The organism is Streptomyces sp. NPDC051172 (assembly GCF_040682555.1).
GTDB lineage: Bacteria > Actinomycetota > Actinomycetes > Streptomycetales > Streptomycetaceae > Streptomyces.
On sequence record NZ_JBFBBE010000038.1, the window covers coordinates 1 to 16,666 of the forward strand.

Annotated in this window: 16 protein-coding genes; 7 read left to right on the forward strand and 9 right to left on the reverse strand. The window is 70.5% G+C overall.

Features of this window, described 5'->3' with window-relative positions; all coding sequences use genetic code 11:
- The 3 genes from AB0N07_RS23070 to AB0N07_RS23080 all read left to right on the forward strand — a co-directional run.
- Window positions 1-749, forward strand: a 749-nt coding sequence (locus tag AB0N07_RS23070; RefSeq protein WP_365837901.1) for a patatin-like phospholipase family protein, incomplete at its 5' end; no start/stop codon positions are given.
- 226 nt (window positions 750-975) lie between these two features.
- Window positions 976-1,128: a hypothetical protein gene (locus AB0N07_RS23075; RefSeq protein ID WP_365837903.1), complete on the forward strand. Its 153-nt coding sequence runs from the start codon at window positions 976-978 to the stop codon at window positions 1,126-1,128.
- 55 nt (window positions 1,129-1,183) lie between these two features.
- Window positions 1,184-2,182: an LLM class flavin-dependent oxidoreductase gene (locus AB0N07_RS23080; protein WP_365837905.1), complete on the forward strand. Its 999-nt coding sequence runs from the start codon at window positions 1,184-1,186 to the stop codon at window positions 2,180-2,182.
- Here AB0N07_RS23080 and AB0N07_RS23085 read toward each other — a convergent pair.
- Together AB0N07_RS23085 and AB0N07_RS23090 are read right to left on the reverse strand one after the other, a co-directional pair.
- On the reverse strand, window positions 2,169-3,200 hold the full coding sequence (locus AB0N07_RS23085) for an alcohol dehydrogenase (RefSeq protein WP_365837907.1): 1,032 nt from the start codon (window positions 3,198-3,200) through the stop codon (window positions 2,169-2,171). The genes AB0N07_RS23080 and AB0N07_RS23085 overlap by 14 nt on opposite strands.
- 180 nt (window positions 3,201-3,380) lie before the next feature.
- Window positions 3,381-4,217, reverse strand: coding sequence for a helix-turn-helix transcriptional regulator (locus tag AB0N07_RS23090; RefSeq protein WP_365837909.1), 837 nt, complete (start codon window positions 4,215-4,217; stop codon window positions 3,381-3,383).
- A gap of 112 nt (window positions 4,218-4,329) precedes the next feature.
- On the opposite strand from AB0N07_RS23090, the gene AB0N07_RS23095 reads away from it, so the two are divergent.
- The gene (locus AB0N07_RS23095) at window positions 4,330-4,935 is read left to right on the forward strand and encodes an NAD(P)H-dependent oxidoreductase (RefSeq protein ID WP_365838046.1); all 606 of its coding nucleotides are present in this window, start codon (window positions 4,330-4,332) and stop codon (window positions 4,933-4,935) included.
- Window positions 4,936-5,025: 90 nt separating this feature from the next.
- Window positions 5,026-7,368, forward strand: coding sequence for an excinuclease ABC subunit UvrA (locus tag AB0N07_RS23100; protein WP_365837911.1), 2,343 nt, complete (start codon window positions 5,026-5,028; stop codon window positions 7,366-7,368).
- Window positions 7,369-7,824: 456 nt separating this feature from the next.
- Here the strand turns inward: AB0N07_RS23100 and AB0N07_RS23105 are convergent, their stop codons facing one another.
- On the reverse strand, window positions 7,825-8,610 hold the full coding sequence (locus tag AB0N07_RS23105) for an amidohydrolase family protein (RefSeq protein ID WP_365837913.1): 786 nt from the start codon (window positions 8,608-8,610) through the stop codon (window positions 7,825-7,827).
- Window positions 8,611-8,711: 101 nt separating this feature from the next.
- Here AB0N07_RS23105 and AB0N07_RS23110 point away from each other — a divergent pair, with 101 nt between their 5' ends.
- Window positions 8,712-9,110, forward strand: coding sequence for a MerR family transcriptional regulator (locus AB0N07_RS23110; RefSeq protein WP_365837915.1), 399 nt, complete (start codon window positions 8,712-8,714; stop codon window positions 9,108-9,110).
- Here AB0N07_RS23110 and AB0N07_RS23115 read toward each other — a convergent pair.
- Window positions 9,097-10,272, reverse strand: a complete 1,176-nt coding sequence (locus AB0N07_RS23115) for an alanine--tRNA ligase-related protein (RefSeq protein WP_365838048.1) — start codon at window positions 10,270-10,272, stop codon at window positions 9,097-9,099. The two genes, AB0N07_RS23110 and AB0N07_RS23115, sit on opposite strands and share 14 nt — an antisense overlap.
- A gap of 598 nt (window positions 10,273-10,870) precedes the next feature.
- Here AB0N07_RS23115 and AB0N07_RS23120 point away from each other — a divergent pair.
- Entirely contained in the window at window positions 10,871-11,398 is a 528-nt protein-coding gene (locus AB0N07_RS23120; RefSeq protein WP_365837917.1) for an STM3941 family protein, read from the forward strand.
- 17 nt (window positions 11,399-11,415) lie between these two features.
- On the opposite strand, the gene AB0N07_RS23125 is transcribed toward AB0N07_RS23120, so the two are convergent.
- The 5 genes from AB0N07_RS23125 to AB0N07_RS23145 all read right to left on the reverse strand — a co-directional run bounded on the left by AB0N07_RS23125 (window position 11,416) and on the right by AB0N07_RS23145 (window position 16,661).
- Complete coding sequence (locus tag AB0N07_RS23125) at window positions 11,416-12,222, reverse strand: lysophospholipid acyltransferase family protein (protein WP_365837919.1); 807 nt, start codon at window positions 12,220-12,222, stop codon at window positions 11,416-11,418.
- Complete coding sequence (locus AB0N07_RS23130; RefSeq protein WP_365837921.1) at window positions 12,222-12,995, reverse strand: GNAT family N-acyltransferase; 774 nt, start codon at window positions 12,993-12,995, stop codon at window positions 12,222-12,224. The genes AB0N07_RS23125 and AB0N07_RS23130 overlap by 1 nt, the downstream gene beginning before the upstream one ends.
- Window positions 12,996-13,288: 293 nt before the next feature.
- On the reverse strand, window positions 13,289-14,038 hold the full coding sequence (locus AB0N07_RS23135; RefSeq protein ID WP_365837923.1) for a succinate dehydrogenase/fumarate reductase iron-sulfur subunit: 750 nt from the start codon (window positions 14,036-14,038) through the stop codon (window positions 13,289-13,291).
- Window positions 14,035-15,987 (reverse strand): fumarate reductase/succinate dehydrogenase flavoprotein subunit, encoded by a 1,953-nt coding sequence (locus tag AB0N07_RS23140; RefSeq protein WP_365837925.1) that lies wholly within the window; start codon window positions 15,985-15,987, stop codon window positions 14,035-14,037. Before AB0N07_RS23140 ends, AB0N07_RS23135 begins: the two co-directional genes overlap by 4 nt.
- Before the next feature lie 2 nt (window positions 15,988-15,989).
- Window positions 15,990-16,661: a succinate dehydrogenase gene (locus AB0N07_RS23145; protein ID WP_365838050.1), complete on the reverse strand. Its 672-nt coding sequence runs from the start codon at window positions 16,659-16,661 to the stop codon at window positions 15,990-15,992.
- Window positions 16,662-16,666: the final 5 nt, after the last annotated feature.

Below are 16,666 nucleotides of genomic sequence, written 5' to 3' on the forward strand. Positions count from 1 at the left end.
AAGACCGAGGACTCGCGCCCGCGACCAGCCCGAGCACCCCGACCAAACCGCACACCAGCCCCTCCGACCTGCACGTTCGAAGATGGCGAAGGCTCAAGGATCTGCGGCAGGAGGAGCCGGGTGACGATCCCGGCACGCCGCCCTACCGGCTGGTCGTCACCGTCAGCGACATCAGCCGGGGCCGGGAACTGCATCTGCCCTGGGACTGCATGGAGTTGTGCGGTGTGGACCCGGACTCGATGAAGGTGGCCGACGCGGTACGGGCGTCCGCTTCCATCCCGTTCTTCTTCCGTCCGTTCCCTCTCAAGTGCGGACCCGACCAGGGCTCCGAACGGCTCGTACTGGTCGACGGCGGGATGCTGTCCAACTTCCCCGTGGCGCTCTTCGACCGCCACGACGGGCGCCCGCCACGCTGGCCCACCTGGGGGCTCAAACTGTCCATGCGGACCACGCCCGAACAGGACTGGCGGCCCGCGGGCAATCCGGTCACCCTGGTCCAGCGGCTGGTCTCGACGATGACCGACGCACACGACCGGCTCCACATCGACGAGCCGTCCGTGCAGGAACGCACCGTCTTCATCGACACCGACGGTGTGCGCTCCACCGACTTCCATCTCACCCGTGAGCAGTCCGACTACCTGCTGGCGCAGGGGCAGGACGCGGCCGGCACGTTCCTGTCCACGTGGGACTTCAACCGGTGGCTGGACCGCTGGCACCCGCGGCCCGACACGGCCGCCGCGGCCGGCTGACCCGGCGCCGGAGCACCCATGCGCTCTCTCGCCCGCCCGCACGGACCGCTGCGTGCGCCGACTCGCCGTGCGCCCAGGCCCGCCTGTGCGTTCTGGCGCCAGGCCTGGCGGTGGCGGCTGCGCAACTGGTGGTCCGGGTACGCCTACGAGGGCACAGGCAGCGGCTCGACACGATCCTGGTCGGTGTGGTCATGCTGCTCGGTGCCCCACCGGCGCCCTGACCACGGTGACCGGGCTGGCGCCGACGGACACCGCCGCCCTGCCCGTGCTGGCCCGCACCATCGACCAGCGCGCCGAGAAGCTCCTGGCGGCCGAGCCCGCCCCGGGCGAGGTGAAGCAACTGGAGAAGGCACCGGAGGATCACCAGGACCTCGTGTGACCGGCAGCGACGGCAGGAGCGGGAATGCCGTGGCCGGTCACGCGTTGAACTGCGTGTGCGTTCCCTGATCGCCGCCACCCGCTTCTCCGTCCTCGACCGCTCCCGCATCCGCGAGGGCCACACGGACGCGGAGGCGCTGCGGGACACCGTGCGGCTGGCCCAGGAGCTGGAGGATCTCGGCTACCACCGCTTCTGGGTGGCCGAACATCACGGGGTGCCGGGCGTGGCCGGTTCCGCGCCCACCGTGCTGGCCGCCGCCGTCGCGGGTGCCACGCGCACCATCCGGGTCGGCACGGGCGGTGTGATGCTGCCCAACCATCAACCCCTGGTCGTGGCCGAGCAGTTCGGGGTGCTGGAGTCGCTCTTCCCCGGGCGGATCGACATGGGGCTGGGGCGGTCGGTCGGCTTCACCGGCGGGGTGCGCAAGGCCCTGGGGCGGGACAAGGGCGACGCCGAGGACTTCGGGGCGCAGCTGGAGGAGCTCCTTGGCTGGTTCCGCGGGACGTCCCCGACGGGTGTGCACGCGCGCCCCGCGGAGGGCCTGACCGTGCCGCCGTTCGTGCTGGCCATGGGCGAGGGCGCCGCGGTCGCGGCCCGCGCGGGCCTGCCGATGGTCATCGGCGACCTGCGTAACCGCGACAAGATGCAGCGCGGCATCGACCACTACCGCACCCACTTCCGTCCCTCCCCGTGGGCGAGCGAACCGTACGTCGTCGTCTCCGGCACGGTCGCCGTGGCCGCCACGCCCGAGGAGGCGCGGCGGCTGCTGGTCCCGGAGGCGTGGTCGATGGCGTACTCCCGCACACACGGCGCCTTCCCGCCGCTGCCGCCCGCCGAGCGCGTCGAGGAACTCGCCATGACCGACAAGGAGCGCATGTTCTACGAGTCCGGACTCGTCGGACACCTCGCGGGCACCGAGGAGCAGGTCGCGCACGAGCTGGAGACGGTGCTGAAGGAGACCGCCGCGCAGGAGGTGCTGGTCACCACGAGTACGTACGACCGTGCGGCGCTGGCCGACTCGTACCGGCGCCTCGCCCGGATCACCTCCCGGTAGTGATCACCATGCGGAAGCGGGCGGTGCCGGAGAGCATCTTCTGGTACGCCTCACCGGCCTGGTCCAGGGGCAGGGTCTCGGTCATCGGGCGGATGCCGTGCAGGGTGCTGAAGGCCATGGTGTCCTGCACGTCCTGTGCGGTGCCGGAGGGGTGGCCGCGGACGATCCTGCCGCTCATGAGCAGCTGGACCGGGCTGATGCCCAGGGGTTCGGGGTCCGCCCCGATGGCGACCAGTTCGCCGCGGGGTGCCAGGCCGTCCACGGTGGCCGTGATGGCCTGGGAATTGCCCGCCGTGGCCAGCACGGCCCTGGCGCCGCCGAGAGACTGCAGCGCCTCGGCGACGGGGGTGGCCGCCGTGCTGTCGACGTAGTGGTGGGCGCCGAGCTGTTTGGCGAAGTCGGCCTTCTCGGCTCCGCGGGCGATCGCCACGGTCTCGAAGCCCATCGCGACCGCGTACTGCACGCCCAGGTGGCCCAAGCCGCCCAGACCGAGCACTGCGACCAGATCGCCCGGGCGGGCGGAGCTGCGCCGAAGACCGTTGTAGGTGGTCACGCCCGCGCAGGCCATGGGCCCGGCGTCGGTCGCGGACAGTGCGTCGGGGATTCGGGCCAGGGCGTCGGCCGGCGCGATCAGCATCTCGGCGAAGCCGCCGTCGTACGCCCAGCCGGGCACCTTGAGGTTCACGCAGACCATGAAGTCGCCCTGCCGGCAGGGCGTGCAGTGGCCGCAGCTGCCGCCGAACCAGCCGACCGTCACCCGGTCGCCCACCTGCCAGCCCCGTTCCTCGGCCCCCTCGCCGAGCGCGTCGATCCGTCCGGCGATCTCGTGTCCGGGGACCACCGGGAAGCTGATGCCCGGCACACCGCCGTTCACGAAGAGGGTGTCGCTGTGGCAGACCCCGCAGGCCTCCACCGCCACCCGTACATGGCCGGGGCCCGGCTGCGACACCTCGCGATCGACGATCTGGAACGGGCCGCCGGCCTCGATCGCCTGCGCGACTCGATAGGTACTGCTCATCTGTCCCTCCGGGATGTCGTCTGTCCCTCCGAGGTGGGCGGGAAATCCCCCTGCAAGTTGAGGGGAGGATTGCCTCCTGGATGGCGGGAAAGGGTCAAAAGCCCCACTGTCCAGCACATCAGCTCGAAGCCGATCCCGCACGCGAAACAAGACGAACCGATCAAGAGCGACGGCCCGGCTTCAGGAAATGGCCCGCAGCCCACCGCGGGACCGGTGGCGGAGTTGGTCGACGGCCTGGGCCGTCTGTTCGTCCGCGGGCAGGAAGACGACCAACTGCTGGGCGTCCGAAGGGAGTTCGAGCACTTCGCGGGTCAGCCGAAGCTCGTACCCGGACGGGTGGTCGAGGCGAAGGTCCCCGCGCTGGGGCACCACATGACGGTGCAGGCGGCGCGTGAAGTCGGGGCCGGCGACGGGGGCGAGTTCCGTGCTGAACCACTCGGAACTCTCGACCGACGGTGCCAGCCACAGGTCGAAGGCCTGCTGGTCGGCGACGTCGTCCCAGTCGGCGAAGAACACTCGGGCGCGCGGGTCGGTGAAGACGTAGCGGGTGAGGTTCGGGGTGTCCGCGTCGAGCAGTCCGGTGCCGTTCATCACCGACGCGTAGCCGCTGGTGTGGGCGAGGACGTCGCCCAGCCGGTTGGTGACCATGGCGATGCCCGGTTCGAGGAGGCGGAGCGTGTCCAGGACGGTGGGACGGACCTCGCGGCGCGGCGGCGCGGGCTGGGTGTGAGCGACACACGCACCGCCGGTGATCTTCGCGAGGTAGCGCAGGTGGTTCCGCTCGGCCGCATCGAGGCTGAGCGCATCGGCGAGCGCGTTGACCACCGCCACCGAGGGGTTGCGGTCCCGGCCCTGCTCCATGCGGGTGAGGTACTCGACGCTGATGCCGGCCCGCGTGGCGAGATCCAGCCGCCGCAGCCCCGGTGAGCGGCGGCGGCCGTGATTCGGCAGTCCCAGCGATTCGGGCTGGATGCTGTCGCGCTTGGCCCGGACGAAGTCCCCCAACGGTGTCCCCATGGGCCGAGCATAGGCCGCTGTCCGCTGCTCGCGGAGGGCTCAGCCTGGCCCTGCGGGGGCCAGCCTGAGCACGGTCTGGCTGATGTCGGGGCGTGGCGTGATCGTGGTGGGCATGGACAAGAACGAGCAGAGCAAGCACAAGCTGGTGATCATCGTCGGAAGCGTCCGGGACGGACGGTTCGGCCCGGCGGCGGCCTCCTGGGTGGCCGAACAGGCGGGCGCTCACGGCGGTTTCGACGTGGAGGTCGTCGACCTGGCCGAGATCGACATCCCGTTGGCGCTGCCCGCGGAGTCGCCGAAGTACGCCGGTGACGCCTACCCCCGCCCGGCCGGGATGGCACCACTGACGTCGGCTCTGGAGGGCGCCGACGCGTTCGTCGTGGTCACACCGGAGTACAACCACAGCTATCCCGCCTCCCTGAAGGCGGCCATCGACTGGCACTTCACCCAGTGGACGGCCAAGCCCGTCGCCTTCGTCAGCTACGGCGGCGCGGCAGGCGGCCGGCATGCCGTGCTCCACCTGGAGAACGTGCTGACCGAGCTGCACGCGGTGACGATCCGCGACGGTCTCGCCTTCCCGAACTACTTCACCGCCTGGCAGGACGGGCATCCCCTCGACCCCGACGCCGCCGGGTACGCCAAGACGCTGCTGGAGCAGCTGGCCTGGTGGGCCGGTGCACTCCGAACGGCCCGCGAGGCCGCACCCTACCCGGCGTGACCTGGGACGACGCCGCAAAGGCGACGCCGACAGCTTAGAATCGCGGCGTTTGTCCATCCGCAGCCGAAGCCCCGTACGGAGTTCCCGTCCATGCACGACCCACACGACCCCTACGTCCGCGTCCGCGACGCCCGCGAGCACAACCTCAAGGGCGTGGACGTCGACATTCCGCGGGACGTGTTGACCGTGTTCACAGGGGTCTCCGGGTCGGGGAAGTCCTCGCTCGCCTTCGGCACCGTCTACGCCGAGGCCCAGCGACGCTACTTCGAGTCCGTCGCCCCGTATGCGCGCCGCCTGATCCACCAGGTCGGCGCGCCGAAGGTGGGCGAGATCACGGGACTGCCGCCCGCGGTCTCCCTCCAGCAGCGCCGCTCGGCCCCGACGTCCCGCTCGTCCGTCGGCACGGTCACCAACTTGTCGAACTCACTGCGGATGCTGTTCTCCCGCGCCGGCGACTACCCGCCCGGCGCCGAGCGCCTCGACTCCGACGCCTTCTCCCCCAACACGGCCGCCGGCGCCTGCCCGGAGTGCCACGGCCTGGGCCAGGTCCACCGTACGACCGAGGAGTTGCTGGTCCCCGACCCGTCCCTGTCGATCCGCGAGGGCGCGATCGCCGCCTGGCCGGGCGCCTGGCAGGGCAAGAACCTCCGCGACGTCCTCGACGCGCTCGGCCACGACGTGGACCGGCCGTGGCGCGAACTCCCCGCCGACCGGCGGGAATGGATCCTCTTCACCGACGAGCAGCCGGTCGTCACCGTGCACCCGGTGCGAGACGCGGACCGCATCCAGCGGCCCTACCAGGGCACCTACATGAGCGCCCGCCGCTACGTCATGAAGACCTTCTCCGACTCCAAGAGCCCCACCCTGCGGGCCAAGGCCGAACGCTTCCTGACCAGCGCGCCCTGCCCGGCGTGCGGCGGCAGCAGGCTGCGTCCGGAGGCGCTGGCGGTGACCTTCGCGGGCCGCACGATCGCCGAGCTGGCCGCGCTGCCGCTGACCGACCTCGTGGGCTGTCTGGTGGCCGGCGACGAGACCTCCCGCGTCCTCACCGAGGACCTCACCTCCCGTATCGCGCCGGTCCTCGAACTCGGCCTGGGCTACCTCAGCCTGGACCGCTCCACCCCGACCCTCTCGGCGGGTGAGCTGCAACGGCTGCGCCTGGCCACGCAGCTGCGCTCCGGACTGTTCGGTGTCGTCTACGTCCTCGACGAGCCGTCCGCGGGCCTGCACCCGGCGGACACCGAGGCGCTGCTCACGGTCCTGGAGCGGCTGAAGTCGTCCGGCAACTCGGTGTTCGTGGTGGAGCACCACCTCGACGTCATGCGTGGCGCCGACTGGCTGGTGGACGTGGGCCCGCTCGCGGGCGAGCACGGCGGAGAGGTGCTGTACAGCGGCCCGGTGGCGGACCTCGCCTCGGTCCCGCAGTCCGCGACGGCCCGCTTCCTCTTCGACCGCTCCCCCATCGCCGAACGTCAAGTGCGCACCGCCCACGGCCAGTTGAAGATCGGTCCCCTCACCCGGCACAACCTGCGCGGGGTGACGGCCGAGTTCCCGCTCGGTGTGTTCACCGCCATCACCGGCGTGTCCGGGTCCGGCAAGTCGACGCTCATCGGCGAGATCACCGAGGACCTGCCGGGCGTGCAACGCCTGGTCTCCGTCGACCAGAAGCCCATCGGCCGCACCCCACGTTCCAACCTCGCCACCTACACGGGCCTCTTCGACGTCGTACGCAGGGTGTTCGCGGCCACCGAGGAGGCGCAGGCCCGCGGTTACGGCGTCGGCCGCTTCTCCTTCAACCTCGCTGGCGGGCGCTGCGAGACCTGCCAGGGCGAGGGGTTCGTCAGCGTCGAGCTGCTGTTCCTGCCGAGCACGTATGCGCCGTGTCCGGACTGCGGCGGTGACCGCTACAACCCCGAGACGCTCCAAGTGACGTACCGGGGGCGGAACATCGCTCAGGTGCTGGACCTGACGGTGGAGAGCGCGACGGAGTTCTTCGCGGACACCCCGGCGGTGGCGCGCAGTCTCACCACCCTGCTCGACGTGGGCCTGGGCTACCTCCGCCTGGGCCAGCCCGCCACAGAACTCTCCGGCGGAGAAGCCCAGCGCATCAAGCTGGCCGGCGAGTTGCAGCGTGGTCGCCGCGGCCACACCCTCTACCTCCTCGACGAGCCGACCACCGGTCTGCACCCGGCGGACGTAGAGGTCCTGATGCGGCAGCTGCACGGTCTCGTCGACGCCGGCCACACGGTGATCGTCGTCGAGCACGACATGTCGGTCGTCGCCGGCGCGGACTGGGTGATCGACCTGGGGCCGGGCGGCGGTGACGCGGGCGGGCGGATCGTGGCGGCCGGGACGCCGACGCAGGTGGCGGGCGTGGCGGGGAGCGCTACGGCACCGTATCTGGGACGGGTGCTGCCACCGCGGCAGGCGTGAGCGCAGGCGTCGAAGCCGTTCGATGATCCAGCGGGTTCGGCCAGGACGCGGGCCATCGCCTCGCCCAGCTTGTCGTTGACAGCCCGGTCGGGACCGACGAAATACAGCGCGTCCACCCATACTTCGCCGACTGCGCCGAGCGCACGGAACGGCGCCGTCGGAACGGCGCCGAGGTCGTCCTCGTCACCGGCTGTGAAATCAGCCTGTTCGCCCGCCCGCTGCACGCCGTGGACCGGAGCCCCTTCGACATCGTCGGCCTCGACGCCTTCCGGGGGCTGCGCAAGGAGGTTCACCCACGGCAAGCCGGTCGCCGTCATGGAGGTCGGCTGCTACACCTTCCGCGGGGCCGGCGACGACGGCGTCAGCCTGAAGCCCGGCCTGGTACGCGACGAGGGCGAACAGGTCCGCCATGCCCTGGGAACCGCAGGAGGGGGCGCTGGGTCTGGCGTGTGACGGTCACAGACCGATCAGTTCCGCGAGGGTGCCGCCCAGGACGCGGTCGCGCAGCGCACCTGGCGCGGTGACGCGTTCGACGGTGGTGCGGGCCAGGAACGGGTCGCCGTAGGGCGCGTCCGAGCCGAACAGGGTGCGGTCCGGCACCTCGTTGATGGCCAGTCGCACCGCGAAGATGATGTTCGCCGTCGACAGCTCCAGGTACAGGTTCGGGGTGTCCCGGGCCAGCTCTATCGCCGTCAGCCAGTTCACTCCACCGAGCTGGCTGATCACCAGGGGTACGCTCGGGTGACGGCGCGCGAGGCGGGCCAGCGTCGCCAGGTCTCCCGCCGTGGTCGGGGCGAAACCGTGTACGACGACCGGTAGCCCGCCATGATCGGCCGCTGCCCGCAGAACCGGCTCGACCTGACCCGCCCCGTCCGGTGGCGGCGTCAGCTCGCCGATGCCCCGAAAGCCCCTGCCGACTATCTCCCCCTCGACTTCTGCCGCGATCTGCTGGGCCGACAGGTCCAGGCGGACCTTGCCGAACCCGATGAAACGATCCGGGTGGGCCGCACACGCCGAGGCCAGTTCCTGCAGTGCGGCCCGGTGGTGGTCCGGACCGCTGGACCGTCCACCGAGCGTCCCGTCCAGCACGCTCATCTCGCGCCGGAACGAGGTCAGGTCGGTGGCCCGCTCGGGATGCGGCCGGGTGCCGAAGAGCACGGCGCGGTCGACTCCTGCTTCGTCCAGCAGGGCGATGTGGCTGTGCACGGGATCGTGGACATGACTGTGCGCGTCGATGATCAACGGATTCTCCTGGTCAGGGTGGATGACGGCGACGGAATGCCGCGGCCGACCCCATCGTTGAAGGTTGACACCGTGGCAAGGTCAAGCTCCGTGGAGAGACGATGCTGATTGGGCAGTTGGCCAAGAGAACCGAGACGAGTGAGCGCCTGCTCCGGTACTACGAACGCGTCGGCCTTCTGACCCCGAGCCGTCAGGCCAACGGATACCGCGACTACGACGACAGCGCCGAGCAGACGGTCGGACAGATCCGCGCCCTGCTGGCGGCCGGGCTGTCCACCAACCTGATCCGGCAGGTCCTGCCGTGCGCTCTCACGGACGGTTCGCTGCGTCCGTGCCCAGGCGTACTGGACAAGCTCCGCACCCAGCTCGCCCGCCTCGACCGGCGCGCGAACGAGTTGGCACAAGCCCGCCAGGCCCTGCAGCGGGCCATTGCAGCAGCTGAACTCGCACCAGACGGTCGAGAAGCGCCCGCGCGGGTGACTGACGTCAGTCGTCGGTGAGCAGATCGGCCACCAGGTCGCGCGGCAGGCCGTGGGTGTCGTGGAGGTAGTGGTAGTCCTCCTCGCTCAGCGGGACCTTGAACTGCGGGCGGGAGAGGATGCGTCGGCCGCGTTCGAGGAGCTTGGTGAAGCGGTGCTCCTCGTCCAGGAGCAGCGTGCGGACCGTGTCGGTGCCGCAGGGCTGGTGGAAGTGGTTCAGGGTGTGGTCCACGAGCTCCGGGGGCAGGTCCGTCAGGGTGCGCGAGGGGTCGTCGCGGCGCAGTGAGGTGAGGAGGCGGCGGACGAGACGGCGCAGTACATGGCCGCGGCCGGTGTTGGACGGGCGTACGCCGTCGCCGAGTACGACGATGCTCGAGCGCAGGTGGTCGCAGACGAGACGGGTCGAGGGCTCGTCCAGGTCCCACAGCGGCGGAAGCAGCCGCATCCACGGTTCGAACAGGTCCGTGTCGTAGACCGAACGGTGTCCTTGCAGGACGGTCGTCAGGCGTTCCAGGCCCATCCCCGTGTCGATGCCGGGCCGGGGCAGGGGTTCGAGGCTGCCGTCCTCGTTGCGTCGGTAGCGCATGTTGACGTGGTTCCAGATCTCCACCCAGCGCGGGTCGGTGGTGGGGGTGCCCTGGGGTGGGGTGCCGCCGTCGCCGGTCCAGACGAAGATCTCCGAGTCCGGACCGCAGGGGCCGACGGGGCCGTTGGACCACCAGTTCTCGTCCTCGGTCAGCTCCACGGGCAGTCTCAACTCCTGCCAGGTGCCCAGCGATTCGGTGTCGGGGCCGACCTGGCCGTCGCCCCCGAAGACCGTGACGTACAGCCGCTCCTGCGGGATGCCGAATCCGTCGCGCAGCAGCTCGTACCCCCAGCGCAGGCTCTGTGAGTGGCGGTAGTCGCCGAGCGACCACGAACCGAGCATCTCGAAGACCGTCAGGTGGGTGGGGTCGCCGACCTCGTCGAGGTCGGTGGTGCGCAGGCAACGCTGGACGTTGATCAGGCGCCGTCCCTGGGGATGGGGGCGGCCCAGGAGGTAGGGCGTGAGGGGGTGCATGCCGGAGGTGGTGAACAGCACCGGATCCGAGGGAGGCGGCAGCAGCGAGCTTCCGGTGATGAGGTGGTGCCCGCGTTCACGGTAGAAATCGGTGAACGTCCGTACGGTCTGGTCGGTGTTCATAGGGGTGTTCATGGCATGTTCCTTCAGGTCGTGGGGACCGGAAGGGACCGCGGAAGCAGCCTGTGAGCCCTGCGAGCGTGCGCAGAAGGGTGGCACCACATCCCGGCGGTCCGTTTCCGGCCGCCGGGGAAAGGTGGAGAGGTCAGGCGTCGGCAGCCGGGGAGCTGGTCGCTCGCGCGGCTGCGGTGTGGGTACAACAGGTCCTGACCTTCATGGAAGGAACGCTAACAGGGGGCGGTACGACCCGTCTTCCGAGTTTCCGGGCCTCGCGGTGGGGTCACATGCCATGCGAGTGGTTGGGGTCTCGTGACACGCAACTGACGGTTCTCGGCGGCTGCGGCGCGCCACCCTGCCCCGCCTGCTGCGTCGGCCGGCCTCAACCCCCCGCTCCGCGCCCGCGGGCTGAGCGACGACCTCCGCCGCCCCTGCCGGTGTACGCCCGCACGGGACCCTCGACGCGGTGCCGGCCGCCGATGCTCCGTACCTGCTGACCCAACGTCTGGCCGGACAGCACGCCCGTCAGGCGGGCGCCGCGCGGCAGGAGTGCGTCTCTTCGCGGCTTCCGCCGACGAGGGCTCTGGTCCTATCGTCTGAACTCGTGATCAGAAACAGCGTTCCGCTACCTCCGACGGTCTACCCGCTCGCCAAGGGGCGCGGGTGGGCCATGCTGGCCGGCTCTGTCGTCTTCGTCGCTCTGGGCATTGTCTTCCTGGTCGCCCACAGCACCCTGAAGATGACTGTGGCGGGGGCGCTGGCCGTGCCCTTCTTCGGGTTGTGCTCGGTGCTCATCCTGCAGCGCCTGCTCCGCGACCGGCCGGAGCTGGTGCTGGACGGCGCGGGAGTGGACCATGTGCGGCTGGGCCGGTTCGGCTGGGACGAGATAGCCGCCGTGCGGATACGCGAGCAGCGGGTACGCAACACCTCGCAGTCGTTCATCGAGCTGGTGCTGCACGACCCGGATGCCTATCTGGCCCGAGCATCCAAGCTCGTCCGCGGCACCGCGTCCATGAACGCACGACTCGGCTTCGGTCCGGCCACCATGGCCACAAACACCCTTCCGGTGCCGCCCGAGGCCGTCCTGGACGCGATGCGGCGCCACTGCCCCCGACTCGCAGCACAGCACTGAACGCGCCTGTACCGCTGCTAGGCCACCAACGCCGCGTGGATCCAGTCCGCCTGAGCCGTCGCCCCCGGCTGGGCCGCGCGGGCCAGTGAGCGGCGGTCCGGGTGGCTGCCGGGCGCGATGGCGTCCCGTACGTCGACCTCGGCCACCAGGCCCCGTACCGACATCACCCGCCAGACCGACGCCAGCAGCGAGTCGTCGCCTATGAAGGCGGGCGCCGTACTGGCCGTACCCCCGGCGATCCGGTAGCGCAGACGTACCGGCTGTACGGGGACGCCCGCGTCGAGGGCGGCCTGGAAGACGGCGCGGCGGAAGGTGCCCTGGGCGCGTCCGCACCAGGTGCTGCCCTCGGGGAAGACCCCGACGGCCTGCCCGTCGCGCAGTGCGTCCGCGATGCGGGCGACTGTTTCCGGCAGGGCGCGCAGCCGGTTGCGGTCGATGAACAGGGCGCCGCGAGCCGCCAGGGGGCCCGCCACGGGCCAGTCCCGGATGTCGGACTTGGCAAGCATGCGGGCCGGGCGGACGGCCGCGAGCAGCGGGATGTCCAGCCAGGAGATGTGGTTGGCGACCAGGAGCAGACCGCCGGTGGGCGCGGCGGTGCCGGTGATACGGACCTGGACCCCTGCGGCCCGCACGATCCACCGGCACCACCGCTTCACCAGCTCGGCGGGGATCCTCCCGCCGAGCGGCGACAGCACGGCCCCGGCGAGCACCAGGGCCAGGACCGCCACCATCCGCAGCACGGCACGCGGTACGGCCGTGGCGGACCCCCTCGCCTCTATGCACGCCCCGGGAGTGCACGGCGCGCTGGGCTGCCAGACGCTCATCAGGCGGGCACCAGGGAGAGGAAGTGCCGCAGATAGCGCGGGTTGACCCGGCGCATCGACAGCAGCACATACAGGTCGGCGACGCCGAAGTCCGGGTCGTGGGCGGGCTGCGCGCACACCCAGGCGCCCAGACGGAGGTAGCCGCGCAGCAGGGCGGGCAGTTCGGCGGAGGCCGCGGCCGGGGTCGCGGCGGCCGGGACCCAGGGCAGCAGCGGCCGTACCCGGTACTCCTCCGGGGCCAGGTACTTGCCCCGCACCTTCTCCCAGGTGGCGGAGGCGAGCGCGCCGCCGTCGGCGAGCGGGACGGAGCAGCAGCCGGCCAGCCATTCGTGGCCGCGGTCGACCATGTAGCGGGCGATGCCGGCCCAGATGAGGCCGATGACGGCGCCGTCGCGGTGGTCGGGGTGGACGCAGGAACGGCCGACCTCGACCAGGCCGGGGCGAATCGCGTCGAGCGCGGTCAGGTCGAACTCGCCCTCGGAGTAGAGCCGGCCGGCGACCGCGGCGCGCTCCGGCGGCAGCAGGCGGTAGGTACCGACGACCTGGCCGGTGATCTCCTCGCGTACCAGCAGGTGGTCGCAGTACGCGTCGAAGGCGTCGATGTCGTGGCCGGGCTGCGGGGTGGCCAGCAGGGCCCCCATCTCGCCGGCGAAGACCTCGTACCGCAGCCGCTGCGCGGCACGCACGTCGGCCTCGTCGCGGGCGAGGGACACGGTGTAGCGGGTGGGTGCGGCTGGCTTCGAGGGACGGTCCAGAGTGGTGACGCCGGTCATGGCACTCTCCAGGTCGGCTGCCGGGGACGGCGGAGCGGGAGCAGACCGTTGGCGCGTGATCTGCCGCCCCTGTTCTTCCGATGCCGGCTGACCTTCGCGTGTCCGGCGCAGAGAGAGCGGGTGTGGGCTTGTTGAACGGCTCGCTCAGATGGTGCGCCGGGCAGTGCCGTTCACTTCGTCGACACGCAGCGCTCGCAGAACTCCACACCTTACAGACCGCGCACGTGCGAGACGGGGCCGGGGAGCACCACTCCCGGCCCCGCCCGTCCGCACGTTCCGGCGAACGTCCAGTGCTACCGCTTGGCAGCCTTCCGGGTGGCCCGCAGCCACTCCTTGTTCATGCTCGTGATGGACACCAGCGGAATGCCCTTCGGACAGGCGGTGGCGCACTCCCCGGTCAGCGTGCAGCCGCCGAAGCCCTCCTCGTCCATCTGCGCCACCATGTCCAGCACCCGCGTCTCGCGCTCGGGCGCGCCCTGCGGCAGCACGTTCAGATGGTTGATCTTGGCGGAGGTGAAGAGCATCGCCGCCCCGTTCGGGCAGGCCGCCACGCACGCCCCGCAGCCGATGCACTCGGCGTGCTCGAAGGCGAAGTCGGCGTCCGGCTTGGGTACGGGTGTGGCGTGGGCCTCGGGTGCGGAGCCGGTCGGGGCGGTGATGTAGCCGCCGGACTGGATGATCCGGTCGAACGCCGACCGGTCCACCACCAGGTCCTTGATCACGGGGAAGGCGGAGGCCCGCCACGGCTCGATGTCGATCGTGTCGCCGTCCTGGAAGGACCGCATGTGCAGCTGGCAGGTAGTGGTGCGCTCGGGCCCGTGCGCGTCGCCGTTGATGACGAGCGAACACGCACCGCAGATGCCCTCGCGGCAGTCGTGGTCAAAGGCGACCGGGTCCTCGCCCTTGAGGATCAGGTCCTCGTTCAGGGTGTCGAGCATCTCCAGGAACGACATGTCGGAGGAGATGCCGTCCACCTCGTATGTGGACATGGCGCCTTCGGCGTCGGCGTTCTGCTGCCGCCAGACGCGCAGGGTGAGCTTCATGCGTAGCTCCGCTGAGTGGGGTGGACGTACTCGAAGACCAGGTCTTCCTTGTGCAGGGTCGGGGCCGCGCCGGTGCCGGTGAACTCCCAGGCGGCCGCGTAGGCGAACTCCTCGTCCCGGCGGGCGGCTTCACCGTCCGGTGTCTGGGACTCCTCGCGGAAGTGGCCGCCGCAGGACTCGGCCCGGTGCAGTGCGTCCAGGCACATGAGCTCGGCGAGTTCGAGGTAGTCGACGATGCGGTTGGCCTTCTCCAGCGACTGGTTGAACTCCTCGCCGGTGCCGGGCACCTTGATGCGCCTCCAGAACTCCTCGCGGATCTGCGGGATGCGCTCCAACGCCTTGCGCAGACCGGAGTCCGTACGGGCCATGCCGCAGAACTCCCACATGAGTTCGCCGACTTCGCGGTGGAAGGAGTCGGGGGTACGGTCGCCGTCGACCGACAGCAGGAGGTTGAGGCGGTCCTGGGTCCGCGCCAACACCTCCTGGACGACCGGGTGTCGGTCGGTGACCGGCTCGTGGTGGGGGTTGCGGGCCAGGTAGTCGTTGATGGTCGCCGGCAGCACGAAGTAGCCGTCGGCCAGGCCCTGCATCAGTGCGGAGGCACCGAGGCGGTTCGCGCCGTGGTCGGAGAAGTTGGCCTCGCCGATCGCGAACAGGCCCGGGATGGTGGTCTGCAGGTCGTAGTCGACCCACAGTCCGCCCATCGTGTAGTGCACGGCGGGGTAGATCCGCATGGGGACGGTGTACGGGTCCTCGGCGGTGATCCGCGCGTACATGTCGAAGAGGTTGCCGTACTTCTCCTCCACGGCCTTGCGTCCCATCCGCTTGATGGCGTCGGCGAAGTCCAGGTAGACACCCTGCCCGCCGGGGCCCACTCCCCTGCCCTCGTCACAGACGTTCTTGGCGGCGCGGGAGGCGATGTCGCGCGGGACCAGGTTGCCGAAGGAGGGGTAGATGCGCTCCAGGTAGTAGTCGCGCTCGCCCTCGGGGATCTTGTTCGGCGGCCGGTCGTCACCCTTGGCCCTGGGCACCCAGATGCGGCCGTCGTTGCGCAGCGACTCGCTCATCAGGGTCAGTTTGGACTGGTGGTCGCCGGTGCGCGGGATGCAGGTGGGGTGGATCTGGGTGAAGCAGGGGTTGGCGAAGTAGGCGCCGCGCCGGTGGGCCCGCCAGATGGCGGTGGCATTGGAGTTCATGGCGTTCGTCGACAGATAGAAGACGTTGCCGTAGCCGCCGCTCGCCAGGACGACGGCGTCCGCGAAGTAGGTGTCGATGCGGCCGGTGATCAGGTCGCGCGCCACGATGCCGCGCGCCTTGCCGTCGATGACGATCAGGTCGAGCATCTCGGTACGCGGGTGCATCTCGATGTTGCCGGCGGCGATCTGCCTGCTCAGGGCCTGATAGGCGCCGAGCAGCAGCTGCTGGCCCGTCTGTCCGCGGGCGTAGAAGGTCCGTGAGACCTGTACGCCGCCGAAGGAGCGGGTGTCGAGCAGGCCGCCGTACTCCCGGGCGAAGGGCACGCCCTGGGCCACGCACTGGTCGATGATCTCCACGGAGATCTGCGCGAGCCGGTGCACGTTCGACTCCCGGGCGCGGAAGTCGCCGCCCTTGACGGTGTCGTAGAAGAGCCGGTGGATGGAGTCGCCGTCGTTGCGGTAGTTCTTGGCGGCGTTGATGCCGCCCTGTGCGGCGATGGAGTGGGCGCGCCGCGGGGAGTCCTGGTAGCAGAACTGGACGACGTGGTAGCCCTGTTCGGCGAGGGTGGCGCCGGCGGAGCCGCCCGCGAGTCCGGTGCCCACCACGATCACCGTGTGCTTGCGCCGGTTGGCCGGGTTGACCAGCTTGGCCTCGAAACGGCGCTTGTCCCAGCGCTCGTTGATCGGTCCGGCGGGGGCCTTGGCGTCGACGACCGGCTCACCGGTCGTGTAATCCACGTACTCAGCGGTCATGTTCAGCTCACCACTCCGGTCATGACGCCCACGGGTACGGCGATGAAACCGGCCGTGAGCAGCAGTGCGAGGACGTTGGCGACGGCCTTGAGCGCGCGGTCGCGGCTGCGGCTGCCGACGCCGAGGGTCTGGGCGGCGCTCCAGAAGCCGTGCCGGACGTGCAGGCCCAGGGCGAGCATCGCGACGATGTAGATGACGTTGCCGTACCAGGTGGAGAAGGTGTCCACGACGTTCTGGTACGGGTGGCCCTCCTGGAAGCCTCCCGAGTGCACGGTGCCGGTGGTCAGGTCCAGGATGTGCCACACGATGAACAGGCCGAGGATGATCCCGCCCCAGCGCATGGTGCGCGTGGCGTAGCTCGCCTTCGGCTTCTTGTGGACGTACTTGCTCGGCCGTGCCTTGATGTCGCGGCGGCTGAGCTGGTAAGCGGAGACGGCGTGTGCGACGACGGCGACGATCAGCACCACTCGGACCAGCCACAGCGTCCACTCGTAGTGCATGAACGGCTCGCCCACGGTGCGCAGCCAGTGCGCGTAGTGGTTGAACTCGCCGGCCCCGAAGAAGATCTTCAGGTTGCCGATCACGTGAGCGACCAGGTACAGCAGCATGATCATGCCGCTGACGGCCATCACCGTCTTCTTGCCGACGGAGCTGTCCCACACCGTGCGCGCCATCGACG